Origin of the sequence: Acinetobacter brisouii (genome assembly GCF_008993995.1) — a bacterium.
Taxonomy (GTDB): Bacteria; Pseudomonadota; Gammaproteobacteria; order Pseudomonadales; family Moraxellaceae; genus Acinetobacter; species Acinetobacter brisouii_A.
Genome location: NZ_BKNN01000049.1, coordinates 1 through 21,736, shown reverse-complemented (window position 1 = coordinate 21,736; position 21,736 = coordinate 1). Strand labels below are relative to the sequence as shown.

Genomic DNA, 21,736 nt, shown 5'->3' with positions numbered 1-21,736 from the left:
TTGGTTCAATAAAAAGCGTGTACACAGTGCACTGGGTTATGTATCGCCTTTTGAGTTTGAAGCAATGTACTATGATAAGATTAACCCGTTAGGTCAGGTGGCCTAACTTAAATAAAAAAGTCTCCGACAAACCCGGTACGGTTCACGCTTTATCTTTCGCATGACTTCTATGATTCAATCCTTGAGAAATCACGTAAAAACATCAGGATATTGGCAGATTCCCGATCTATCACCTATTCCACCTTAGTGGAAAAAAATGACAAATTTAAATCTTTTCACAGATGATTCACATTGGCTCATGATAATTTTTATCATTAACCAAGGCGTATTTGGTATTCAACAGAAAAATAATCCTCAATATCCACACTTTTCTATGAATTTCTTGAATTATTTATTTTGGGCAGCTTGTTTCAAGCACTCCTGATCACGCCCTTTACTAAAGTCATCGAGTGCTTTTTGTCGTTGGTTACTATTTTCATAAATAGGTACTTTATAGGCTTCTTTGATCAAAGATTGTAAATAAACTTGGGCATGCTGATCAGGAATTTTTTTCGCATGCTCTAAAGCATCGGCTTCTTTCACACCTTGCTGACGATCTGTCATGATATTGACAGCAGCACCTGGAATAACTGAACAAAAATTATGCCATGCTTCTTGAGGAGATAATTCTTTGGGCTTACTACAACCCGCCAAAGCCACTGCCGAGACCACCAATAGCAAAATCTTGTTCATTCAATACTCCAAAATAAAAAATTAAAAACGCCAATTATAGAAAAAGTCTATGGCTCGTTCTGTGGACTGACTCGCTTCTAAGTATAAACGTTTATTCATTTGATAACGCAATGTCAGTTTATTGACGTTACTGAAAACACCAACCCCATAACGCAAATACAAATCTGGGGTGAGATACCCTGTAACACTGAGCTGTGTATCATCACCAGTTCCTTCAGCATCTAATGCCAAGCCGCTTAAACCAAAAGTACGACCAATCTGATTGGTCAAGGCACGTGTGCCACCTAACCCCAAACTGATTCCTGCAGCAGCTAGGGTATTGTTAACATCGGATTTGAAGCTTGCTGTTTGACTTAAACTGCTACTTCCTTCATTGATTCGCCCAGAGAGCAATGCATTCAGAGCCTCCTGTTCAGACAAACCGCCATCATTATATACTTGAATATTTGGAGAAGATGCTGTTCCTGTAATCCTGACACCGACAATCGTTCCTGAAATATTTTTAGTGGTATCGATATCCAAAGTTGGATTACCCACTGGTCCATTAAAACGCGCAATCGCACGATTTAAATCAAGTGTTTGCCCATAAGGTTCTATTTTCACTTTTTGACTGACACCAATCGCACCATTTGCACTCATCGCAGTTTCCAGTCCACGCTGCGTCAAAAATAAACGACCCACCAATGGAATACGACTATTGAAGCCTTGGAAAATAACTTTACTTCCTAAACTCAAATCAATATCTGCCTGAATATTCCACGGTTTAGACTGACGTAATACCTGTAAAGCATCCTGTCCTGCTTTAAGCACCCGAACGTCTGAGGATACACCGACTACATTGGCACTCGACTCAGGCATATTAATTAAAGCTCTTGGGATTTCAATTGAGCCTTTGACGCTGACATTTTTCTTTAGAGGTAAAATATCAAGCGCCATATTGGTATTCATGACAGCCGTCACTAATGGTACTTGTCGGATCAGGAGATTATCGCCCTTGAGATTGAGCTGGACACGAGGTTCACCTGCCCAGTCAATTTGACCATCAAGCTTGCCAATGCCTTTACCACTGTTAAAACCACCCTGAATCGTCGCATGATTCTCACGGATTGCTGAATACACTTGAATATTTTGAATATTCAGCGGAACAGAAACCAAACTCAGTGCGCCATCTTTTAAACGCAAATCACCCGTAATCAATGGCTTGCTCAACGTCCCATTAATTTTACCCGCAAAAGCCAATGTCCCTGCAATTGAGCGAATATCTTGTACAAATGGTTTAAGGAATTTGAGATCTACACGGTCAAATGCAACTTCTCCTTGCATCGGTAAAGCATCGTTATATGGATTGATAACTACATTGGCATAACCTGTCCCGATATTTTCAGTTTTGACATCTAAACGCAATAACAAGCCTTGTGACACACTTTTGGCAATCAAGCTCAGTTGTTGATAACTGGTGGTGGTATCAGGATCATCAGGATCGTCTGCTGTCACACCAATCTGACCATTCTGGGTGATCAATTTAGCATCAATATTTGGACGCTGACCTTGTGCCCAAGATGCTTTGGCATAACCATTGAGCTGACCTGTCATCGCGAAGCCATCTGGCATAAATGCAGTAAAATCACTTAAATCCAGATTGCTTGCTATAAATGAAACATTACCAGCGTTTGGACTCACCTGAATCGGTTGATCAAAACATAATTGGCTTTGTTTACTACTCCAACAGTGCTGTCCAATATATAACTGTTGATTTGCACTACGATAAATTACATTGGCATTTTGTTGCTGAGTCAACACTGCGCGAACAGAGTCAAATACACCTTTTTGAATTTGTCCTGTCCAATCATTATTGGAATTGAATCCACCCGCAAGCTGTACATAAAATTTTGAGTAGTTGTTCCAACCTTGCAACTGCAAAATATGGGCTTTACGTGTACCTGCAACAGTGACCGCACCATATTGAATTTGTCGGTTGCCACGGCGTAAATTGGTCATTTCTGCCTTCAACATACTTGGTGTAGTCTCTGATGTCGGCAACTCACCACGTACGCGTAATTTCTGAATACTCAATAAATCTTTAAAGGCAAAATTGTCTACAGCAAGGTTTGCTGTTGCTTTAAGACGGGGTTGGGTTTGCATATCCAGATAACCATATGCTCGCCCTCGCAACCCTGAGTAAATAGCATACAACGCAGGTGCATTGATCTGAAGACGTAAACTCTGTGCATTGCCTGTCGCTTGCACTTGATTCCCTGCATAAGCTAAAAACAGGTTATTGGCTTCAAACTGCTGTGGCACGAACCCTTTTTGATGACTATTCATCACCACAGCCAAGTTGCCTTTACCACGAATCACTTGACGGTTAATGACTCCAGCCAAGTTAAGCTGCTGAATACTAATTCGTTTTAGCGCATCCGACCATAAACCTTCAGTCTTAACAACCCCTGAAATTTCACCATTTGCACCACTCACAAAATACTGTGGTTTAAAGCGTACTAAGGCAGCATTCAGCTTCCATGCAATTCCATTTTTCAAGCTGACCAAACCATCTGCCAAGATTTTTCCTGCTGCACCATCATGGCTTAAGCGGGCAATTTTAATAAAATCAGATGTTCCTGACAGATTGAATTGCAGTGCTCCTGCGCTATTTGGCACACGGCTAGACTGTAAAGCACCGTTATAACGAACGGCATAGCCTTTTAAACCGCCCCCTGATTGATCATTATTTAAAATAACGGCGACTGTTGATGTTCCTGTCAAATGTACAGTGTCATTGCCCTGACCTGCCAAATGCCCTGTCAGGTCAATTCCCTTGAACTGCATAATATGCTGATTTTTATTGGCATAACCTGTTGCACTCAACTGACCATTCAGCAAGTCAACTGGCGCAGCATCAAGTACAGTTTGTGGATTGAAATGGTTGGCGGTGAGTGCTGCATTCCATTTTAACTGACGCTTTTCTGTCGGTAGTTGTAATACAGCATGTCCAGTCAAGCCACCCTCTGGGGTGATATATTTAAACTCAGAAATATTCAAATCCTGATTTTTTAAATTAATTTTTGCCAAATATTGTCCCGTTGGTAATAAACCTTTTGGATTTTTGGTCACTTGTGTTGAAACTTGAATATTTTCCTGAGCCTGTTGCAGATTTAAATTAACCTGACCCGATGCACTATCTAACCAACCAATATAGGGCAGTTCACGATGAATGTTTTGCCAAGCCAAATTCAGTAACATCGGTTGTGCTTTTTTATTTTTCTCAGGCGCTTGGTCTAACTTTAATTTCCATGTTTCATACTGATCAAAAGCGACAGATGCATTGACATGTAAACCTTTTTCCAAAGTTCCTGTTGATGCCAGTGTGCCATTTAAATTAGGGGGTAGAAAATCACGAATACTCGCAGGTACCAACTTATCTTTAGGTTGCATCCCTTGCATATGTCCCTGAGCTTCCCAGCGTACAGCATGCTGCCAATTCACCAAACCTGTTGCCTGCACCTGACCTTGCATGACTTGACCCGTAAATTTACTGATATTCAATTGATGAATATAGTCAGTAAACATCTCCGCTTGATAATTACCTTCAGGAATATCTTTTCCTCGCAGATCGGTACTGACACGAATATTCATTCCCGATGAAGTACCATCGACTTTTGCAACACCTGATTTTGACCAAAGTTTCTGAGCGGTCATTAACGGCCAGTAATAGTGCTTAAAATTAGCCTGCCCACGCATAGGCACATGCGCACGCAAGGGTTGAATAATCATTCGCGCAGAAAGCAAGTCAGGAGTACGCGTGGCAGCACCTGCTGTAATCGTGTCAAGTGTTCCACCTGCTTTTATCGTAATATCACGGATATTTAGTGCATGTAATGCAGGAATATTGAGCGTTCCTGTCGCTTCTAAAGGGTATTTCTGTTCAAATTTCATCTGCCCTGAAGCATTTTTGACATTTAAATACCCCATATCAAAGCTTGAATTTTTAAATTTTAATTCAGTTCCTGACCATAATGCTTTTTGTAATGCTAAGTTATAAAAATCAACTTTTGTTGTTCGAGCACGAATCTGTAAATGATCTAAGGTTGCCTGATCTAAACGTAAGGTAAAGGGCAATTTGATTTGATTAAATTTAAATGGTTCATTGCTTGGCGGCTTATTATCAATAATTTCCAAAGATTGCACATCGGCATGACTAAAATGTAGCTCTTTTTGTACAATCGCCCGCCAACCGATCACAACTTTAGCACGCTTGACTTTTACCTCAATACCGCTGACTCGAATATCGAGTTTACCTAAAGTTAATCCGCGTAAAAAATTACCCCCCTCATACTCATAACTGATCATATTTTGGCTTTGCAACACACGATCAAGCAAAAAACGGCTTCCTCGATCTGTTGAAACCATCATCGCTAAAGCAACCACCAAGAGCAACAATATGCCTAAAAATGTCAGTGCAATCGTGCGTCCAATACGGCGTTTATTTACAATAAGTTCAGATTGTGGTTGCGGCTGTTGTTGATCAGTCATGGGTGTTGAGAAACCTTATTGTAATTGTGAGCCAATAAAGAAGTGTAATCGGATCGGATGATTTGGATCTGAAATTCCAGAAGCTACATCTAGACGAATCGGGCCAATCGGTGACTGCCAACGAATCCCCAAACCTACGCTATATGCAGTTGAGTTGGAAAAATTTTTATCGTAAGCATTACCCACATCGGAGAAAATTGCAGCACGCCACCCTTCTTTAAACTGATAATTATATTCTAAAGAACCTACAGCCAAAGCCTGCCCACCAATTTTATAACCGTCCTCTGTAGGTGAAAGGCTCTTATAGTCAAAGCCTCGAATACTTTGATCCCCACCAGCAAAGAAGCGTAAGTTATATGGGACATTGGCAAAATCATCAGTAAAAATATAACCAAATTGCAAACTGGCAACGAATTGATGATCATAATTCTTACCTAACGAATACATCGCATTCCAGTCTGCATTGACAATTGCCATATTGGCATCAGACATGGCTGATTTTGAGCCTAACTGAATTTTATAACTCTGTTTAAGACCTTTGGTCGGATTAACTGGATTATTGCTATCTGTCCGTGAAATTTGATACCCCAATAACAATGCTTGCTGTTGAGGGTTTGAACCAGGTTTTAAGAAAGCATCTGGGACATCAGCACTATCAACCTCTCCAATTTGATGAATTTGGTCTAAACGATAGCGGAAACCATAAGTTTGCTGCCAATTCCCCAAAGGATTTTTGATTAAATGTTCTGCACCAACAACAGCCGATTCTGTCGTCAAACTCATGCCAGGGCCAACACCATCAAATTTCTCACGTTCATAACCACCAACCAAGCTGAAATAATCATTGAGCGGGTCTTTATTCGGAATACTATAACGAGCATCAACTGCTTGACGAATTTGAGAAACTTCCATGTTGGCATCAAAAGAATGCCCTGAGCTATTGACAATCGCACGGCGGTATTGCGCACGAATACGTGGGCCTGTATCAGTTCCCCAACCTAAACCAAGTTCAGCATTATTGAGCTTATCGGCATTTAAAGTCACAATGACAGGGACTTTTTTCTCTGCTCGCGCCTGCTCTTGTAACTGTTCCTTCTCCGTTTTTTTCTCTGCTTGTTGTGCCTTGGTTTCTAGACCTTCCACTTTGGTATTTTGATCAGCGCCCGCAAACTGGTTTTCATCCACAACACTTTGTGTGACTTCCCGATCCGAATAATTCGCTCGCTTGCTATTTGCATCCTGCGATTGTTGAACAGCGGTAGTTTCTTGCAGTTTTTGCTCATCCACCAATTTTTGAATATCAGGCGCAAGTTCTAATGACTTAATTATTGGGTCAGGCTTAATCGTATCAACCAAACTCCAGTTAAAATAACGAGAGTTCGTTAAATTGTTGGCTAAAGTATTGACACGCCAAAAGGTATAATCATCCCCATCTTTCCACGGCACCATACTTTGTAAAACTTTGAGTTTCAATGGAAGTGGTTTCGATGGATCACTCATTCGAAATTCGACATTGGCTAATTTATAACGCTCGCCCGTTTCATAACGTAAATTAATATCTGCTTTATTGTCAGGCAATTGCACTTTTACATCATGCAAGCGCCAATATGCATCAAAGAAACCATTTTCAGTAGCAGCTGTAGTAATCCGTGTTTTGGTCTGTTCATACAAACCATGATTTAAAATGCTCCCCACATCCAAATCAGGAATTAAACGAATCACTTGGAATTGCGGGCTTTTTGCGCCAGCACCTGAAAATTCAATATTTTGTGTTTCAACTTTCACAGGGTCATTTGGTGTGACCTGCACAGCAACCTGATCACTGCCTGTCTTACTAAATTTAAACTGTGCATTGTAATAACCCACAGCTTGAGCTGCTTGCGTTGCCATTGTACGAAGTTGTGGGAATGCTGAGTTATAGTCAGAAAATGATTCTGTGGTAAAACTAGAAAGTTTATTTTTAATATTCTCTTGTAATTCTTTTGGTGCACCTGTGACTGTCACCGATATTTTAGGAACACTGACCGCGTTGAGATCTTTTTTAGGCTTAATTTTAGCTACTGCTTTTTGCAAAAAACTTTTAGGTTTTTCTTGAGTCTTTGCTGTAGACAATTCAAACGTATTGTCATTGCTATCTGATCCTGAAGATGTTCCCGCGGTCACGGTTGTATTTTGGTCAGTTTGAATTTGGCTCATTAATTGATCCACATTCACAGGTGATTGCTGTAATCCAGCAACCTGCTGAGCGGTTTGGGTCGTCGTGCTCGTCACAGGAATTGCAGTGGTTGGGCGACTATTTTGTGCTTCTTGTTTGGCTTGCTCAGCTTCACGCTCAATCTCATTTGCCATGCTAGGATCAATACGACTTTCAGGCATTTGCTCAAGATCATCAAAACTAATCGGTTTAAAATCACTGATCTGTTGGTTTTGTTGCTGCTGTTGCAACATTTGCAGACTGTCATCTGTCCCTACAGCAGTAGATGACGGCTTAACTGACGAAGCTTGCCCTTTAGAACTATTTGATACAGCGCTTGTGTCAGATGGATTTTCTGTCGTTAAAGTGTCTTCAGCCCACAGTTGTTGCTGACAAACACCACACACTAAACTTACACATACCCATTTAGGAATCTGGTTTATTTTTAAAATCATCTGTAGATGTTTGACCAAAATGGTCTTTGGGAAATGTGCGTAAACATGCATAAAAACAACAACCATTGTTATTTTAAAGATGAATTTTGACTTAAACAATTTTAATGCCAAGCTTGTCAGTATCATACATGATTTTATTTATGAGATACTCTTCACTAACAATTCTTCATTAAATTAGAGTGCAGAACGCATGGAAAAACCACAAAACTTGCTGACTTCACGTCGTTTTCTCCCCATGTTTCTGACCCAGTTCTTTGGTGCACTCAATGATAATGTCTACAAACAGTCATTATTGCTGGTGATTACCTACGGGCTCATTCAGCATAATTCTGGCAATGTCAGTACACTCAACAACTTGGCTGCATTGTTATTTATTGCACCTTATTTTGTATTTTCTGCAACAGCAGGACAAATTGCGGATAAGTTTGAGCGCTCCCAACTGGTTCGCGGCATTAAGATTTTAGAACTGATCATTATGTCGATTGGGAGTCTAGGTTTTATGCTTGGACAAATTTGGTTACTGCTTTTTGCTTTATTTTTAATGGGGGTTCATTCGACTTTTTTTGGCCCCATCAAATATGCCATCTTGCCAGAAATCTTAAAACCCAATGAACTGATGTCAGGCAATGCACTTTTCCAGACAGGAACATCATTAGCAATTTTATTTGGCATGATTTTAGGTGGCGCTGTGATTTCAATTTCACATAGCAGCCTGATTTGGGTCTGTGTCACCGTGTTAATTATTGCTAGCTTAGGCTATTTTTCCAGTCGTTTTATTCTCACCCAACGTATCAGTGCGCCAGATTTAGAAATAGACTGGAATTTTTTTCGTACCAGTTGGCAAACCATCCAATACGCCAAAAACATCCCGATTATTTTTTTAATCTTGATGGGAAATTCTTGGTACTGGTTTTATGGTGCATCCTATCTGACACAAATTCCAGAACTTACTCATCAATATTTACATGCTTCTGAAAATGTCGTGAGCTTACTGTTGACTTTCTTTTCTGTGGGCATTGGTATCGGTTCTCTACTCTGCCGTAAAATTGGGGGAGCAGAAATTAATATTAAAATGGTTCCGATTGGCGCTGTTGGCTTAACAATCTTTGCCTTCTACTTGGCATGGGCAATGTATCAAGTACCAAGTCATGACAATTTATTGGGTCTAAAAGACATGTTTACTCAGGGTTTAGCTTACTATCATGTGATGCTGTCCATCATTATGCTCGGCATTAGTGGCGGATTTTATATCGTTCCGCTATATGCCATGATGCAAGCTTATTCGCCTGCTTCACATCGCGCACGAGTCGTTGCTGCAAATAATATCTTTAATGCGATTTTTATGGTGGCTTCTGCCATCTTCTCAATTTTAATTTTGAGTGTTTTCAAACTGGATATGCAAATTTTATTCTGCATGACCGCTGTATTTAGTGCTATCTTCTGCATGGGTTTATTATTGAAATTAAAACCATTACTAGATCGCACACACAATGCTTTAGAGGATTAAGTTATGCGTCATTATTCAGGCATTGATCGTCTTATTCAGTCTTTTGACCAAGGTTTACGTAGTTTAGTGCCTGGGGCAACTTCTGCTCATCGAGAGAATCCAGCACAAACCACATCTGCACCCTTGTCCGTCAGTGAAGCCCGCCACGTTGCTGGGTTAATGCGTGTCAATCACAGTGGTGAGGTTTGTGCTCAAGCGCTGTATCATGGACAAGCCTTAACCGCAAAACTTCCGAATGTCCGCCGTGAAATGGAACAGGCAGCCATTGAAGAGCAAGACCATTTGGCTTGGTGTGAAGACCGTTTAAAAGAACTGGATAGTGTTCCAAGTATTTTAAACCCTGTTTGGTATGGACTTTCTTTTGCAATGGGCGCAGCCGCAGGCATTGCAGGAGATCAATACAGTCTTGGTTTTGTTGCAGAAACCGAACGTCAAGTCAGCTTGCATCTCAATGATCACTTAAGCCAATTGCCTCAACAAGATGATCGTTCCCGTAAAATCTTAGAACAAATGAATGAAGATGAATTGCATCATCGGGATACTGCATTGCAGGCAGGCGGTGTTGATTTGCCATTTCCTGTGCGGATCACCATGACAGCGATTTCTAAGCTGATGACCAAGACCAGTTATTATATTTAAGCTAAAAACACAAATTCAAAGATCAAAAAAAGCCAAGTTTAAACTTGGCTTTTGATTTTATGATGTAGCAACTGCACGATCAGGCTTTGTTAAAGCTAAACGTAGCTTTGGGTAAGCTACCTGTTCCGAATAAGCAAAATCATCCGAAGCAATCAATTCATACATCGGAATTTTGACATCGAGTGCAAAAGGCATTTTCTTCTGATTCAGCTGTAAATCAGATAAATTTTGTCCCAAAGCAATCAGGTCAATATCCAATGAAATTTTATGAGATGGACGTACTCGTCCCGCCTGATGTTCCAAATCTTTTAAAAGATCTAACATTTCAGAACTAGATAAATGACTACGCAGCACACAAGCACAGTTTAAGTAATCTGCACCCACCCCATCCCGACATGGAATCTGATAAACATGTGACAGCTCTAGCGATCCTAAAGTCGCTAATTGCTGAATCGCCCAAGCCAAATGCGGCTCAGGCTCAAAATTACTCGCCAGTGCGAGTGCAAAAATCGTTTCGTTGGCGTTCAAGACGAATTCCTACCGAATTGGCTTGCGCGATAATCGCAGGCTTACGAATAGTGAGCGTAATGGTCTCAATTCCATCAAACTCTTGAAACAGGCGCTGCATCACAAGCTGAGCGGCATGCTCAATTAATTTGGGTTGAGTCGTCTGAATGACTTCAGCACTCAATTCGCAAATTTGAGCATAGTTAATGGTATCTTGCAAATCATCGGATTGTGCAGCTTTAGACAAATCATGCTGAATGGTTAGATCCAGCATGAGTGGCTGATGAATTTGACGTTCCCATGCAAAACACCCCACCACAGTATCGACTTTTAAGCCTTCAATAATAATGGCATCCATATATTTTCCAACCATTAATGTTTCAGCACTGGGGTATCAAGGCTTTGAACCATATGCAAACGCTGGTCTGCATAAATGTCGGTATACGGGGCAAGTACACGCATAAAACGGTCAAAATACAGCATTTGCTTAAACAGTAAAGCAAAATCTCTTGGGAAATGAATGCCATGACGTTCACCAATCGACACCATATCGAGCATGATGTCATTGAGATCGGCTGGATTACTTGACAGGATTTTTTGCGGATCTGTCAAAATGACACCGCTAAATAATCGCTCAATATCTTTCGCCAAAATTGCGGTATCGACTGAAGTATTGGTCATTCCCATTTTCAGCATATTTTCAGCCATTGCCTGATAATCAGTGTGCTGCAAAGCATCCATAAATGCCATACACGCTGTCCAAACCTGAGGATTTAACTGACCGACAATGCCAAAATCAATAAAGCCTACTCGACCATCTTCAAGCAACATTAAATTGCCTGCGTGCAAATCTGCATGAAAGCTTTTACACATCATCAAACTACCAAACCATGTATTCATGGCGGTAATCAACACTTGAGATGGATCTTTCGCATAATGTTTTACAACATCAAAATCCGTTAATGGCACACCATACAAACGTTGCATGGTCAGCACACGACGTGTCGAATACTGATGGTACACTTTCGGTGCTGTTGCTGCTTGATTATGCGTTGCATTGAGATAATCCACAAAATCATCGAGATTTTGCGCTTCCTCAATAAAGTCAACTTCACGCACCATGCGGGTTTTAATTTCATCCACAATATCCGCCAGTGATGCAAATTTCACCTTAGGCACTGCTTTTTCTAAAATCTTGGTTGCCCAGTGCAAAACATTTAAGTCGGTGTACAAAATGGTTTCAACACCAGGTTTTTGGACTTTAATGACAACATCTTCACCACTAACCAATTTTGCAGCATGCACCTGTGCGATTGAGGCGGATGCCAGTGGAATTTCTTCAATCGAAGCAAAAATGTCATGAAGATTTTTACCTGCAAATTCTTGTTGCAATACTTCTTCAATATAGCTAAATGGAAGCTTCGGTGTCTGGTCTAAACAGCCCTGAAACTCTTCCACAAATTCACGTGGAAATAAGGATGGTGTACTGGCAATAAACTGCCCAAGCTTAATATACGTCGAGCCTAACTCTTCAAAAGTTTCGCGCATCAGCTTGGCATTACTTGGTTTTACAGTTGCGTATTTATAGCCTGCTTTGGCAGCAACAACTGCCGTTTCCCCCATACGGGCGACAGAGCGTAAACCATCAACCAAAATATTTTTTTTCATAAGCAATCATGCCAATTCAAATCTAAAACTAGTGTAGCAAAAAAAACTTTCTGTCATGCAGTTCTTGCCTGACAGTTTGGACAATTTATATCTTTATCAAATTTAACAATGCGTTGCTGCATGGTCAAACCATTCCAAAGTAATAATTTTTGTTTCAAAGGCGTCAAATTCAAACCTAAGTACAACAAGGCATGATGCGCCTGTAAGCTCGCCATCACATTCGGTGTCGTTGCAAGCACACCAGAATTGGCACAGCGCAAACTTTCATCCTGACTTTCAGCTTTTGGAAAAATACATTCATAACAAGCAGAATCTGGCATCACCATAAACAGTTGCCCTTCATAAGCAATCGCTGAGGCACTAATTAAAGGAGTCGCCTGCTCCTTACACACCTGATTGACCAAATAGCGCGTGGTAAATTGGTCACAACCATCGAGCACCAAATCCTGTGCTGCAATAAAATCCGCTGCATTGTCTTCCGTCAGACGAATATTGTGTGCTTCAACACAAATATGTGGATTAATCTGCTTCAATCGTTTTGCCAAAGTTTCCGCTTTATAAAATCCGATATCTTGTGGTTGAAATGCAACTTGGCGTTGCAAATTACTGGTTTCAATCTGATCCGCATCTAAAATGGTGATCTTGCCCACGCCAGCACGAGTCAATAGCTCAGCAGTTAAACAACCTAGTCCACCAGCCCCAATCAGCAGAACATTGGCAAGTTTGAGTTTCTCCTGTGCATCAATATCCCAACCCTCTAATAAGATTTGTCGGCTATAGAAATGCATTTCATCGTCACTGAGTTGTTGCCAAATATCAGTTTGTTGATCCATCACGGACAATCCAATTTATATTGCTGAAAAACAGAGAGCTAAGTGTAGCGTGTTTAGAAAAAAAATAGCATTACTCTTTGCAAATGAACATGAAAATAGATAATCAATAGACCTATCATGGATCACAATTTTGGCTCTTTCATTCACAGTAAAAACAGTGTAAAACACTCCTTTAATCTTGGGTCACTATGATCATGTCCTTCCATCTTTGGCTATCTTTCTTTGCTGCTTGCTGGGTCATTAGCTTATTTCCAGGTGCAGGTGCAATCGCATCTATGAGCAATGGCTTAAGTCATGGTTTTTTACGCGGCCTTTGGAATATTCTAGGTTTACAGCTCGCATTAATGCTCCAGATTTTGATTGTAGCCACAGGTTTAGGCATGCTGCTCACCACGTTTCCAATGATTTTCTTGGCTGTGAAATGGCTCGGTGTTTTATATCTGATTTACTTGGCTTATATGCAGTGGAAAGCGCCAGTGAACCAAATCGCCATCAAAACTGATGAACAGCAGTTTTCAAGTCCATTGGCCGTTTTTAAAGGTTTTCTGATCAACATTAGCAACCCAAAAGCAATTGTGTTCTTTTTAGCAATTTTCCCACAGTTTATTGATCCTCAAGCGCCACAATTGAAACAGTATCTGATCATGATGCTGACCATGATTCCAATTGATGTAATTGTCATGCTGGGTTATACAGGTTTGGCATCTAAAGCGTCTAACCTTTTTCAATCGTATAAAAAACTCAAGTTGGTGAATCGTTTTTTTGCATCAATGTATGGTGTCGCTGCCATGCTGTTAAGTCTAGTGCGCCAAAAAATCTAAATTTGACGGGAAGATCTCAGCATGAAGGTATTTTATTGTGAAAATTGCAAACATCAGGTTTTTTTCCAGAATACAGTCTGTCAATATTGCTCAACCGTTTTGGGCTTTCAGCTCAATATGAATCAAATGGGTTCATTTGCTAAAATTGACACACAAACATGGCGCAGCCTAAACCCTGAAGACCCTCATCTTTATTATCGACCTTGTTATAATTATTCGACTCACCAGTCTTGTAACTGGGTCATTCCTGCTGATCAGGATCAGCTCTATTGTGAATCCTGTCAGTTAACACATACTATTCCCGATTTATCTATTGAAAAAAATTTACAGTATTGGCGGCATATTGAATCTGCAAAACGCTATTTTCTTTACCTGACAAAACAACTTGATATCTTTCCAAAACCCAAAAAAGACGAACATGATCGCCTAGGTTTACAGTTTAATTTTCTGATGCCTTATGAAGATCAACCTGTAATGACAGGACATGTAAATGGTGTGATCACCTTAAATGCCAGTGAAGCGGATATCGTGATTCGGGTCAAAACCCGTTTAGATATGGCGGAAAACTATCGGACTTTATTGGGTCATTTCCGTCATGAAAGTGGTCACTATTACTTTGATCTTATGCAGCACTTCTTCCCAGAATGGTTAGAAGAGTTCCGTGAACACTTTGGAGATGAACGTCAAGACTATGCTCAAGCACTAGAAGCTTATTATGAAAATGGCCCTGCCAAAAATTGGTCAGATTTTTATGTTAGTCGTTATGCTTGTGCACATCCTTGGGAAGACTGGGCAGAAACATGGGCACACTACTTACATATGATGGACACACTCGATACGGCTTATCACGCAGGTTTAAAAATGCAGGGGCAACATACCATTGATCCCGATATTAATTTTAAAGAGCCACCGTTGCTATCACATGATTTTGAACAAACTCTAAGCAACTGGTTTGCTTTAACCTATATTTTAAATGCTCTAAATCGCAGTATGGGGCAAGAAGATGCCTACCCATTTACTTTATCAGGTATTGTTTTAAGTAAACTTCACTTTATTCATCGCAGCTTACTTGATATCCATCAGCGGATTATTCACGCACGTTGATGGCAAAAAAAGCTCGGGGGTTAACCGAGCAAAAACGAACATGACTAGGAAGCTATGTATTATTGTACTGATGCACCCCAGTTAAACAACCATGCAGATTGCGCACCTAAGCTATTATCGCCTTGAATTTCCTTTTTCAATTCTGCTGCTGTTTGATAATCATTTGGTCCAACCATCACGCGCACACCTTTAGAAGTCGTCGTTTTCTTGGTTGGATAACCTTTTGCTTTTAATTTCGATACGATACTGTCTGCATTTGCCTCATTTACAGCCAATGCTATTTGCACCATCCAAGTACGATCGCCATTTTCTAGCAAACTACGTGCTTCAGCACCGGTTAATTGCTTATTTTTACTTAATACAGGTGCTGTTGCTGCTTCAACTGCATGATCAACATCTTTAGCCTTAACCTGCATTTTTATATCATTTGGTGTTGCAGCCCATTCTGACCATGGTTTACATACATATACACCTTGTTTTTGAAACAAAGAAAAACAATATATATTCTCTTTTTCGCTTGATGCTGCGATGCTATTTACTGAAAAAAGTATTGAAAGCATAGAAATTAGTATTTTTTTCATAAAGTGTTACACAGTTCATGTTTTTTTACTATTATATATAAAAAACCTACATTTTTAAAAGAATTAATATGGCTTTTGGCATAATTAAAAGTGAATCAAAAATAAGCTTTAATTTTTAAAGAAAAATAAAATTTTAAAATAGTCAAAATGATAGGATCGTAAGAGTTGTATTAATATGTTGACCGTAGCAGCTATATCAAAAAAAATAAGAAATTTGTTCAATATTGCAAATATTTTAAGGTGAAAACCTTTGGCATAACATGAATATTATGAAGTCATGGACAGACAATTTTTTGCAAATTTTAACATTTCATATAATATAAACAAAGGTAAAACAGCTATTTTAAACATAATGATGCTATCTAGTGATAATCAAAAATAAACAGTAATGTGGTTAGTAAACATTGATATGGAGTAATTGATTTTATAAAAAATAAAGCATTAAGATCGCTGATAATCAAGAAAATTTTGACTAATTGCTATGCTTTGGAAAAAGTATAATGAAGGAAAATATGCATACCACTCGAGCAAAACGGACGGCAACGCCATCGTTGCAACTCGCAGCACTTGAAGGAACAATTGCGATCGCTGAGTTTTCTCCAGATGGTATTTTGCAATGGGCGAATAAAAACTACCTAGCGTTATTCCGCATTACAGAAGATGAAGCAATTGGTCGTATTCATCGTAGCTTTTGTCCTTTTTCATTTACTCAAAGTAAAGCCTATGAGGCATTTTGGACATCTTTATGCCAAGGTATTCCTTATTCTGGTTTTGTAGAACGGATTCGTGGCGATAATTCTAACTGCTGGCTCGAAGCAACCTATACTCCTGTTTTTGATCACGATGGTCATGTTGTCCAAATCCTAAAAATTGCCACCGATATTAGTGCTCGCTTACAGCATGAGAAAGAACAACAGCGTTATTTAGACCATCTTTCTTTAGCTGCTGACATCAATGATACAGCAGTACTTATCACCGATAATTCATCTTCAATTGTCTATTGTAATAAGGGTTTCCACCGTATGTTTGGTTGGGAGCATCATGAGATTATAGGCAAAAATCCATTGTCATTATTTATGTATCAATGGAATAAAAGTGAACTAAATGACAATAATACAATTATTTGTGAGGAATTAGTGGTTGGCAAAACACGCCGCTACTGGGCAAAAATTATTAAAAAGCCTGTGTTTGATCCAGATAATAACTGGAAATATACGATTATTACTTTTACCGACATTTCAATTACCAAATTACGGGAAACGTTACAGCATAAGGTTCTTGATGCAATGTCGAAAGAATTTCCCCTGTCAGAAATTCTCGATATTATTTGTAATGAAGTCGAGTTACTTGCACCAGAAATTACTGCATCCATTATTGAGGTCAATGCACAAGGTCAATTACATTCCCTCTCAGCCCCAAGCTTACCCGATGCTTATAGCGTCAGTCTGAATGGTATTCATATTGGCCCATATGTAGGCTCATGTGGAACAGCTGCATGGCGCAGTCGACCTGTCATTGTTGATGATATTGCGACGGATCCACTTTGGGATAATTATCGTGCAGCTATTTTACCTTTAGGCTACGTTGCATGTTGGTCTACACCTATTTTTAACAATCAGCATCAAGTCGTAGGTACATTTGCTTTTTATTTTAAAAAAGCTCGCGATCTAGAACTTGAAAATCTTCATCAACAGATTATTGATGCTTGCAGCAATTTATGTTCACTCGCCTTTGAACGTGAGCATACCAAACAACGTATCCGCCAATTGGCATTTTACGATGAATTGACAGGTTTACCGAACCGCAGTTTATTACTTGCAAAATCTGATCAGGTGATTAGTTCAAGTATTCGAAATGATGATCCTCTTGCGGTGCTGTATATTGATCTTGATCGTTTTAAAATGATCAATGACTCATACGGTCACTTTGTAGGAGATGAACTACTCTCTCAAATTGCAATTCGCCTGAAAAAGAATCTGCGTAGTGTAGATATTGTTGGACGATTATCAGGAGATGAATTTGCGATTATTCTCCCTGAATGTAGTCATCAACAAGCCCAGTTAATGATTGAGGAGTTACAAATTCATTTGGCAGAACCAATGAATATCAATCACTCTATTTTGAAGATGAGCGCAAGTATTGGGGTTGCCATGTTTCCAATGGATGGACGTGACATTGAAACCTTATTACACCGCGCTGATATTGCGATGGATCAAGCTAAAAATAATGGTCGTAGTCAATTCTGCTTCTTTAGCCATGAAATGAATGAATTGTTGCAAAATCATTTAAAACTCGAAAATGATTTACGACATGCGCTGTTTAATCATCAATTACATTTACACTATCAACCCCAAATTGATTTAGTTACAGGTTCTTTATATGGTGTAGAAGCACTAGCCCGTTGGACACATCCTGAATTTGGCGAAATTTCACCTGAGCGCTTTATTCCAATTGCAGAAGAATGTGGACTGATTACCGAATTTGGCTATTGGGTCCTACAAGAATCCTGCCGACAACTTGCAGACTGGCGCGCACAAGGCATTAATATTCCTTCTATTTCAGTAAATTTATCTCCAACTAGTTTTCACTGTATTCGACTACCAAATACAATTCTAGATATTTTAAATTTATATCATTTAAAACCTCAGGAGCTGACAATCGAACTTACCGAAAGTGTTCTTTTAGACAATCACCCTTGTACCATGAAAATTCTTCATGAAATTCATGCATTAGCTGTACATTTATCTATGGATGATTTTGGAACAGGGTATTCAAGTTTGAGTTATCTTCGTCGCTTACCCATCTCAGAATTTAAAGTCGATCGTAGTTTTGCGGCAGATTTAGAATATTAAGAACAATTAAATCACAGTTCGGTATTTGTGATTTCTTAGATAGTGAGTAGTGGTGTATATATGCCTTCTTCTGAACAAATCGTATGGCGTAAAAACTTAACTCCCGCATCTTTTATTATACTAGCAAGCGCTTGTTTTGTTATTGTTTCTATTGCTGTGTATTGGGGTATTTTTCTAAATACTCAACGCACCTTATATCAGCAAACCGAACAGCAAGCATGGGTTCGGGTTCGCCAAATTTCAAATGCTGTCTCGGTACAAGTTCAGACTCTCTTTACTGGGCTGAATTACAGCATGATTGATATGAAAAACAGTTATGAGCTACATGATGATGCGGCATTTCAACGTGCGATTCATAATGTCATCAGTGATTATCCGCAAGGTTCAATTATTCAGATTGCAATTGCTGATGCCCAAGGTCAAATTATTTATTCCAACCTAAAAAAAGTCAAAACTGGCAAAGATGCAGTTTACATTAATGACCGAGAGCATTTTCAGGTTCACTTAAAACAAAAAATAGATCTGTATATCAGCAAGCCTGTCATGGGGAAAGTTTCTAAAAAGTGGACAATTCAGCTAACCAAACCCCTTTATCGCCAAAATAAATTTATTGGAGTCATGGTTCTTTCTTTATCGCCTGATTATATCTCTAAATATTTTCAGAATATTTTTGATGATCCTGTGGATATCATTTTACTGGCGCGTGAAGATGGGACTTATTTAGCACGCTCACAATATCAAGATAAAATTTTAGGAAAATCCTTACCGAGTGAACGCTTATTTTTATTTAAACAAAAACCAGGCGGTGGAACATACGAAGCCAAAACAGGCCCAGATCAATTACAACGGATGTATGCTTGGAAGAAAATTGAAGGTTTCCCGCTTATTGTAAGTTCTGGGATTGAGCGTGAACATACATTTTCAGCCTTAGAAAATGCTTATCATCGTAACTTTATTTATAACTTGATCGGCACAATTTTCTTATTGGTGATTGTGCTGATTAGTGTATGGCTTGCTTTACAACGTCAGCGCAACCTTGCCATGCTGGTACAGCAAAAACGCCGTTTTATGTATTTGGCAGATGAAGTGCCTGGTGGCTTATTTCAGGTATGTATCCATGCAGATTTATCTATTTCACTGCCTTTTACCAATCCAAGTTTTTTTGAATTGCATGGCATTCAACCTTTCTCTGAAGAAAACTTTAAATTACGTTATTTGACCGCGTGTATTCATCCTGAAGATTTACATGAGCTACGTCAAACCATTCGTCATGCGCTATATCGTCATCAAGAGTGGGATGTCAAATACCGTGTCATTGATGCAGATCAATCTGTTCGTTGGTTACGTAATCATGCCAAAGCCCAGCCTGAAGAAGATGGTAGTATTTTATGGCATGGTTATGTTCTCGATATTACTCAAGATGAATTGTTGCAAGAAACCTTAAGACAAAAAGAAGAACATTTACGACTCACATTTATGGCTGTCCAAGATGGTTTATGGCAATGGAACTATGTGACAGATGAATTACAGTGGGATAATCGCTGCTATGAAATGCTAGGCTACGCCAATAATGCGTTTAAACTGTCTTTTCAAGATTTTTTAAATCGTTTTCTACATCCACAAGATTACGATTCGATGATGCAGCAGCTTTCTGAACATTTAAAATATAATCATGAATTTCGCCTTGAGGCTCGTTTAAAAACTGCCCAAAATACATGGTTATGGGTTGAATTACGTGGCAAAGTCATCCAGCGAGATTATGCAGCATTACCAACTAAAATGTTAGGAACCTATACCGATATTCAGAAACGTGTAGAACATTCACATTTGGTCAAAGCGGTACTCGACCGTAGTAACTCCTTGATTATTGTCACCAGTTCAGAACATGATATTTTATATGCCAATGAACGTGCAGCCACTGTATTCAATCTGCCTTATGGTGAACAAAAGACGAAAATTACATTTCATCGTCTTCACCAAAGTGACAATAGCGACCAAAAATGGGCTGAATTATTTCAGGCTGTACAACAGACAGGTACTGTCCGTGCCGAATGGCCGTTGTATATGCACAAAGGTCAAATGAATTGGTTTGATATACAAGGGGCTTTACTTGACCCTGAAAATCATTTAGGAAATGCCATTTGGACACTCAATGACGTCGATGCACGCCATCGTGCCGAATCTGGTCTAGTAAAAGCGCAACAACGTCTTGAAGCATTGGTCGAGCGTTTTCCTTCAGGAATTTTAGTAGTCGATGCAGGGATTGATGAAAAGCAACACACCGTTGCAGCCAATCAAATGTTGATTTCAACCTTAGGCTTCAATTTGTCTTTAAATGAGTTAATTGAACTTCCAACCTATGAACTTGAAAAATTACTCTATCAGGCGATTGGTTTTAACCTCAGCTTAATGTTGGACGAACCTGATGAAAACTTTAAGAAAACAATAATGTTGCCAGATGGTCGTTACTTAGAAATTGAAAATTTATCACTCATCCATTCACAGCACTTTCTTGGACAATGCTGGATCTTCCACGATATTACCCCTCAAAAAGAACGAGAATTTCAACTTGAAGTATTGGCTTCTACAGATGCTTTAACAGGTATTAGTAATCGTCGTGCATTCCTAAACCGCCTGCAAATTGAACTAGATGATATTCATAAAGGTTTAACACCTTGTTCAGCCTTAATTATGTTGGACATCGACCATTTTAAAGCCGTCAACGATACCTATGGACATGCAATTGGTGACTTGGTTTTAAAGCATCTTGTTAAAATTTTATCTGAGCATATGGGTAAAAATGACTTACTAGGTCGTTTAGGTGGCGAAGAATTTGTGATTTTGCTGTCCAATACCAATGCGATTAAAGCATTTGAACGTGCCGAATTTTTTAGAGAAAGCATTATTTCCAACCCTGCAATTGTTGCCAATATTGGCATGATTTCTTTTGCTGTCAGTTTAGGCATTTATATACTCAAACAACCTGAGGATTCGATTGAAAATAGTCTAGAACGTGCCGATAGTGCATTATATTTCTCCAAAAGAAATGGTCGAAATCGTTCAACGTTATGGCAAGAAACCATGCCAAAAAATAAAAAAAACATAGTTTAATGATTCTTTATATTTAAAAGGCTTTGTTGCACCAAGCTATTCTTAAGGGCTTCTTCAGCGATATAATTTTCAAATGAAGAAGCCTACACACAAAATCTACCGCACAACCAATTGGCCCGCATATAACCGAGCTCTCATTAATCGTGGGAATATTGCCATTTGGTTCGATCCAAAGACCCAGTGGTATGCACAATCACAAGGC

At 39.3% G+C, this 21,736-nt stretch carries 14 protein-coding genes and 1 pseudogene; 7 read left to right on the top strand and 8 right to left on the bottom strand.

Annotated elements, in window-relative coordinates; genetic code table 11:
• Nucleotides 1-387 precede the first annotated feature (387 nt).
• Genes GBN19_RS11495 through GBN19_RS11485 form a run of 3 tightly spaced genes read right to left on the bottom strand, consistent with a single transcriptional unit; the run spans nt 388 to nt 7,962 of the window.
• Nucleotides 388-732 (bottom strand): lipoprotein, encoded by a 345-nt coding sequence (locus GBN19_RS11495; protein WP_151778235.1) that lies wholly within the window; start codon nt 730-732, stop codon nt 388-390.
• 21 nt (nt 733-753) lie between these two features.
• Nucleotides 754-5,262 (bottom strand): translocation/assembly module TamB domain-containing protein, encoded by a 4,509-nt coding sequence (locus GBN19_RS11490; RefSeq protein ID WP_151778234.1) that lies wholly within the window; start codon nt 5,260-5,262, stop codon nt 754-756.
• Between the two features lie 15 nt (nt 5,263-5,277).
• Nucleotides 5,278-7,962: an autotransporter assembly complex protein TamA gene (locus tag GBN19_RS11485; RefSeq protein ID WP_151778233.1), complete on the bottom strand. Its 2,685-nt coding sequence runs from the start codon at nt 7,960-7,962 to the stop codon at nt 5,278-5,280.
• 139 nt (nt 7,963-8,101) lie between these two features.
• Here GBN19_RS11485 and GBN19_RS11480 point away from each other — a divergent pair, with 139 nt between their 5' ends.
• Nucleotides 8,102-9,418: an MFS transporter gene (locus tag GBN19_RS11480; RefSeq protein ID WP_151778232.1), complete on the top strand. Its 1,317-nt coding sequence runs from the start codon at nt 8,102-8,104 to the stop codon at nt 9,416-9,418.
• 3 nt (nt 9,419-9,421) lie between these two features.
• The gene (coq7, locus tag GBN19_RS11475; RefSeq protein WP_151709115.1) at nt 9,422-10,057 is read left to right on the top strand and encodes a 2-polyprenyl-3-methyl-6-methoxy-1,4-benzoquinone monooxygenase; all 636 of its coding nucleotides are present in this window, start codon (nt 9,422-9,424) and stop codon (nt 10,055-10,057) included.
• A gap of 57 nt (nt 10,058-10,114) precedes the next feature.
• Here the strand turns inward: coq7 and GBN19_RS11470 are convergent, their stop codons facing one another.
• From GBN19_RS11470 to GBN19_RS11455, 4 genes are read right to left on the bottom strand one after another with little or no spacing between them, the layout of a single operon-like run.
• Nucleotides 10,115-10,585 (bottom strand): 2-amino-4-hydroxy-6-hydroxymethyldihydropteridine diphosphokinase, encoded by a 471-nt coding sequence (locus GBN19_RS11470; RefSeq protein WP_151778231.1) that lies wholly within the window; start codon nt 10,583-10,585, stop codon nt 10,115-10,117.
• Nucleotides 10,542-10,922 (bottom strand): dihydroneopterin aldolase, encoded by a 381-nt coding sequence (gene folB / locus GBN19_RS11465; RefSeq protein WP_151778230.1) that lies wholly within the window; start codon nt 10,920-10,922, stop codon nt 10,542-10,544. Before folB ends, GBN19_RS11470 begins: the two co-directional genes overlap by 44 nt.
• A 14-nt stretch (nt 10,923-10,936) precedes the next feature.
• Nucleotides 10,937-12,232, bottom strand: a complete 1,296-nt coding sequence (locus tag GBN19_RS11460; protein ID WP_151778229.1) for an ABC1 kinase family protein — start codon at nt 12,230-12,232, stop codon at nt 10,937-10,939.
• Between the two features lie 53 nt (nt 12,233-12,285).
• The gene (locus tag GBN19_RS11455; protein WP_151778228.1) at nt 12,286-13,065 is read right to left on the bottom strand and encodes a HesA/MoeB/ThiF family protein; all 780 of its coding nucleotides are present in this window, start codon (nt 13,063-13,065) and stop codon (nt 12,286-12,288) included.
• Between the two features lie 194 nt (nt 13,066-13,259).
• Between GBN19_RS11455 and GBN19_RS11450 the strand changes: the two genes are divergently transcribed.
• Nucleotides 13,260-13,886 (top strand): LysE family transporter, encoded by a 627-nt coding sequence (locus GBN19_RS11450; RefSeq protein ID WP_151778227.1) that lies wholly within the window; start codon nt 13,260-13,262, stop codon nt 13,884-13,886.
• 21 nt (nt 13,887-13,907) lie between these two features.
• Nucleotides 13,908-14,990, top strand: a complete 1,083-nt coding sequence (locus GBN19_RS11445) for a zinc-binding metallopeptidase family protein (protein ID WP_151778226.1) — start codon at nt 13,908-13,910, stop codon at nt 14,988-14,990.
• Between the two features lie 59 nt (nt 14,991-15,049).
• On the opposite strand, the gene GBN19_RS11440 is transcribed toward GBN19_RS11445, so the two are convergent.
• Nucleotides 15,050-15,571: an SPOR domain-containing protein gene (locus GBN19_RS11440; protein ID WP_151778225.1), complete on the bottom strand. Its 522-nt coding sequence runs from the start codon at nt 15,569-15,571 to the stop codon at nt 15,050-15,052.
• Nucleotides 15,572-16,083: 512 nt separating this feature from the next.
• Between GBN19_RS11440 and GBN19_RS11435 the strand changes: the two genes are divergently transcribed.
• From GBN19_RS11435 to GBN19_RS11425, 3 genes and pseudogenes are all read left to right on the top strand, one after another.
• Nucleotides 16,084-18,423 (top strand): bifunctional diguanylate cyclase/phosphodiesterase, encoded by a 2,340-nt coding sequence (locus tag GBN19_RS11435; RefSeq protein ID WP_228271259.1) that lies wholly within the window; start codon nt 16,084-16,086, stop codon nt 18,421-18,423.
• Between the two features lie 60 nt (nt 18,424-18,483).
• Entirely contained in the window at nt 18,484-21,534 is a 3,051-nt protein-coding gene (locus tag GBN19_RS11430) for a diguanylate cyclase (RefSeq protein WP_151778223.1), read from the top strand.
• 73 nt (nt 21,535-21,607) lie between these two features.
• Nucleotides 21,608-21,736: pseudogene (locus tag GBN19_RS11425) on the top strand (IS5/IS1182 family transposase); the annotation flags it as partial.

Coding starts and splice junctions, on each gene's coding strand:
- GBN19_RS11450 (WP_151778227.1), top strand. CDS start 13,260: ATGTCCTTCCATCTTTGGCTATCTTTCTTTGCTGCTTGCTGGGTCATT.
- GBN19_RS11490 (WP_151778234.1), bottom strand. CDS start 5,262: ATGACTGATCAACAACAGCCGCAACCACAATCTGAACTTATTGTAAAT.
- GBN19_RS11460 (WP_151778229.1), bottom strand. CDS start 12,232: ATGAAAAAAAATATTTTGGTTGATGGTTTACGCTCTGTCGCCCGTATG.
- GBN19_RS11495 (WP_151778235.1), bottom strand. CDS start 732: ATGAACAAGATTTTGCTATTGGTGGTCTCGGCAGTGGCTTTGGCGGGT.
- coq7 (WP_151709115.1), top strand. CDS start 9,422: ATGCGTCATTATTCAGGCATTGATCGTCTTATTCAGTCTTTTGACCAA.
- GBN19_RS11440 (WP_151778225.1), bottom strand. CDS start 15,571: ATGAAAAAAATACTAATTTCTATGCTTTCAATACTTTTTTCAGTAAAT.
- GBN19_RS11430 (WP_151778223.1), top strand. CDS start 18,484: ATGCCTTCTTCTGAACAAATCGTATGGCGTAAAAACTTAACTCCCGCA.
- GBN19_RS11455 (WP_151778228.1), bottom strand. CDS start 13,065: ATGGATCAACAAACTGATATTTGGCAACAACTCAGTGACGATGAAATG.
- GBN19_RS11445 (WP_151778226.1), top strand. CDS start 13,908: ATGAAGGTATTTTATTGTGAAAATTGCAAACATCAGGTTTTTTTCCAG.
- GBN19_RS11435 (WP_228271259.1), top strand. CDS start 16,084: ATGCATACCACTCGAGCAAAACGGACGGCAACGCCATCGTTGCAACTC.
- GBN19_RS11480 (WP_151778232.1), top strand. CDS start 8,102: ATGGAAAAACCACAAAACTTGCTGACTTCACGTCGTTTTCTCCCCATG.
- GBN19_RS11485 (WP_151778233.1), bottom strand. CDS start 7,962: ATGCATGTTTACGCACATTTCCCAAAGACCATTTTGGTCAAACATCTA.
- folB (WP_151778230.1), bottom strand. CDS start 10,922: ATGGATGCCATTATTATTGAAGGCTTAAAAGTCGATACTGTGGTGGGG.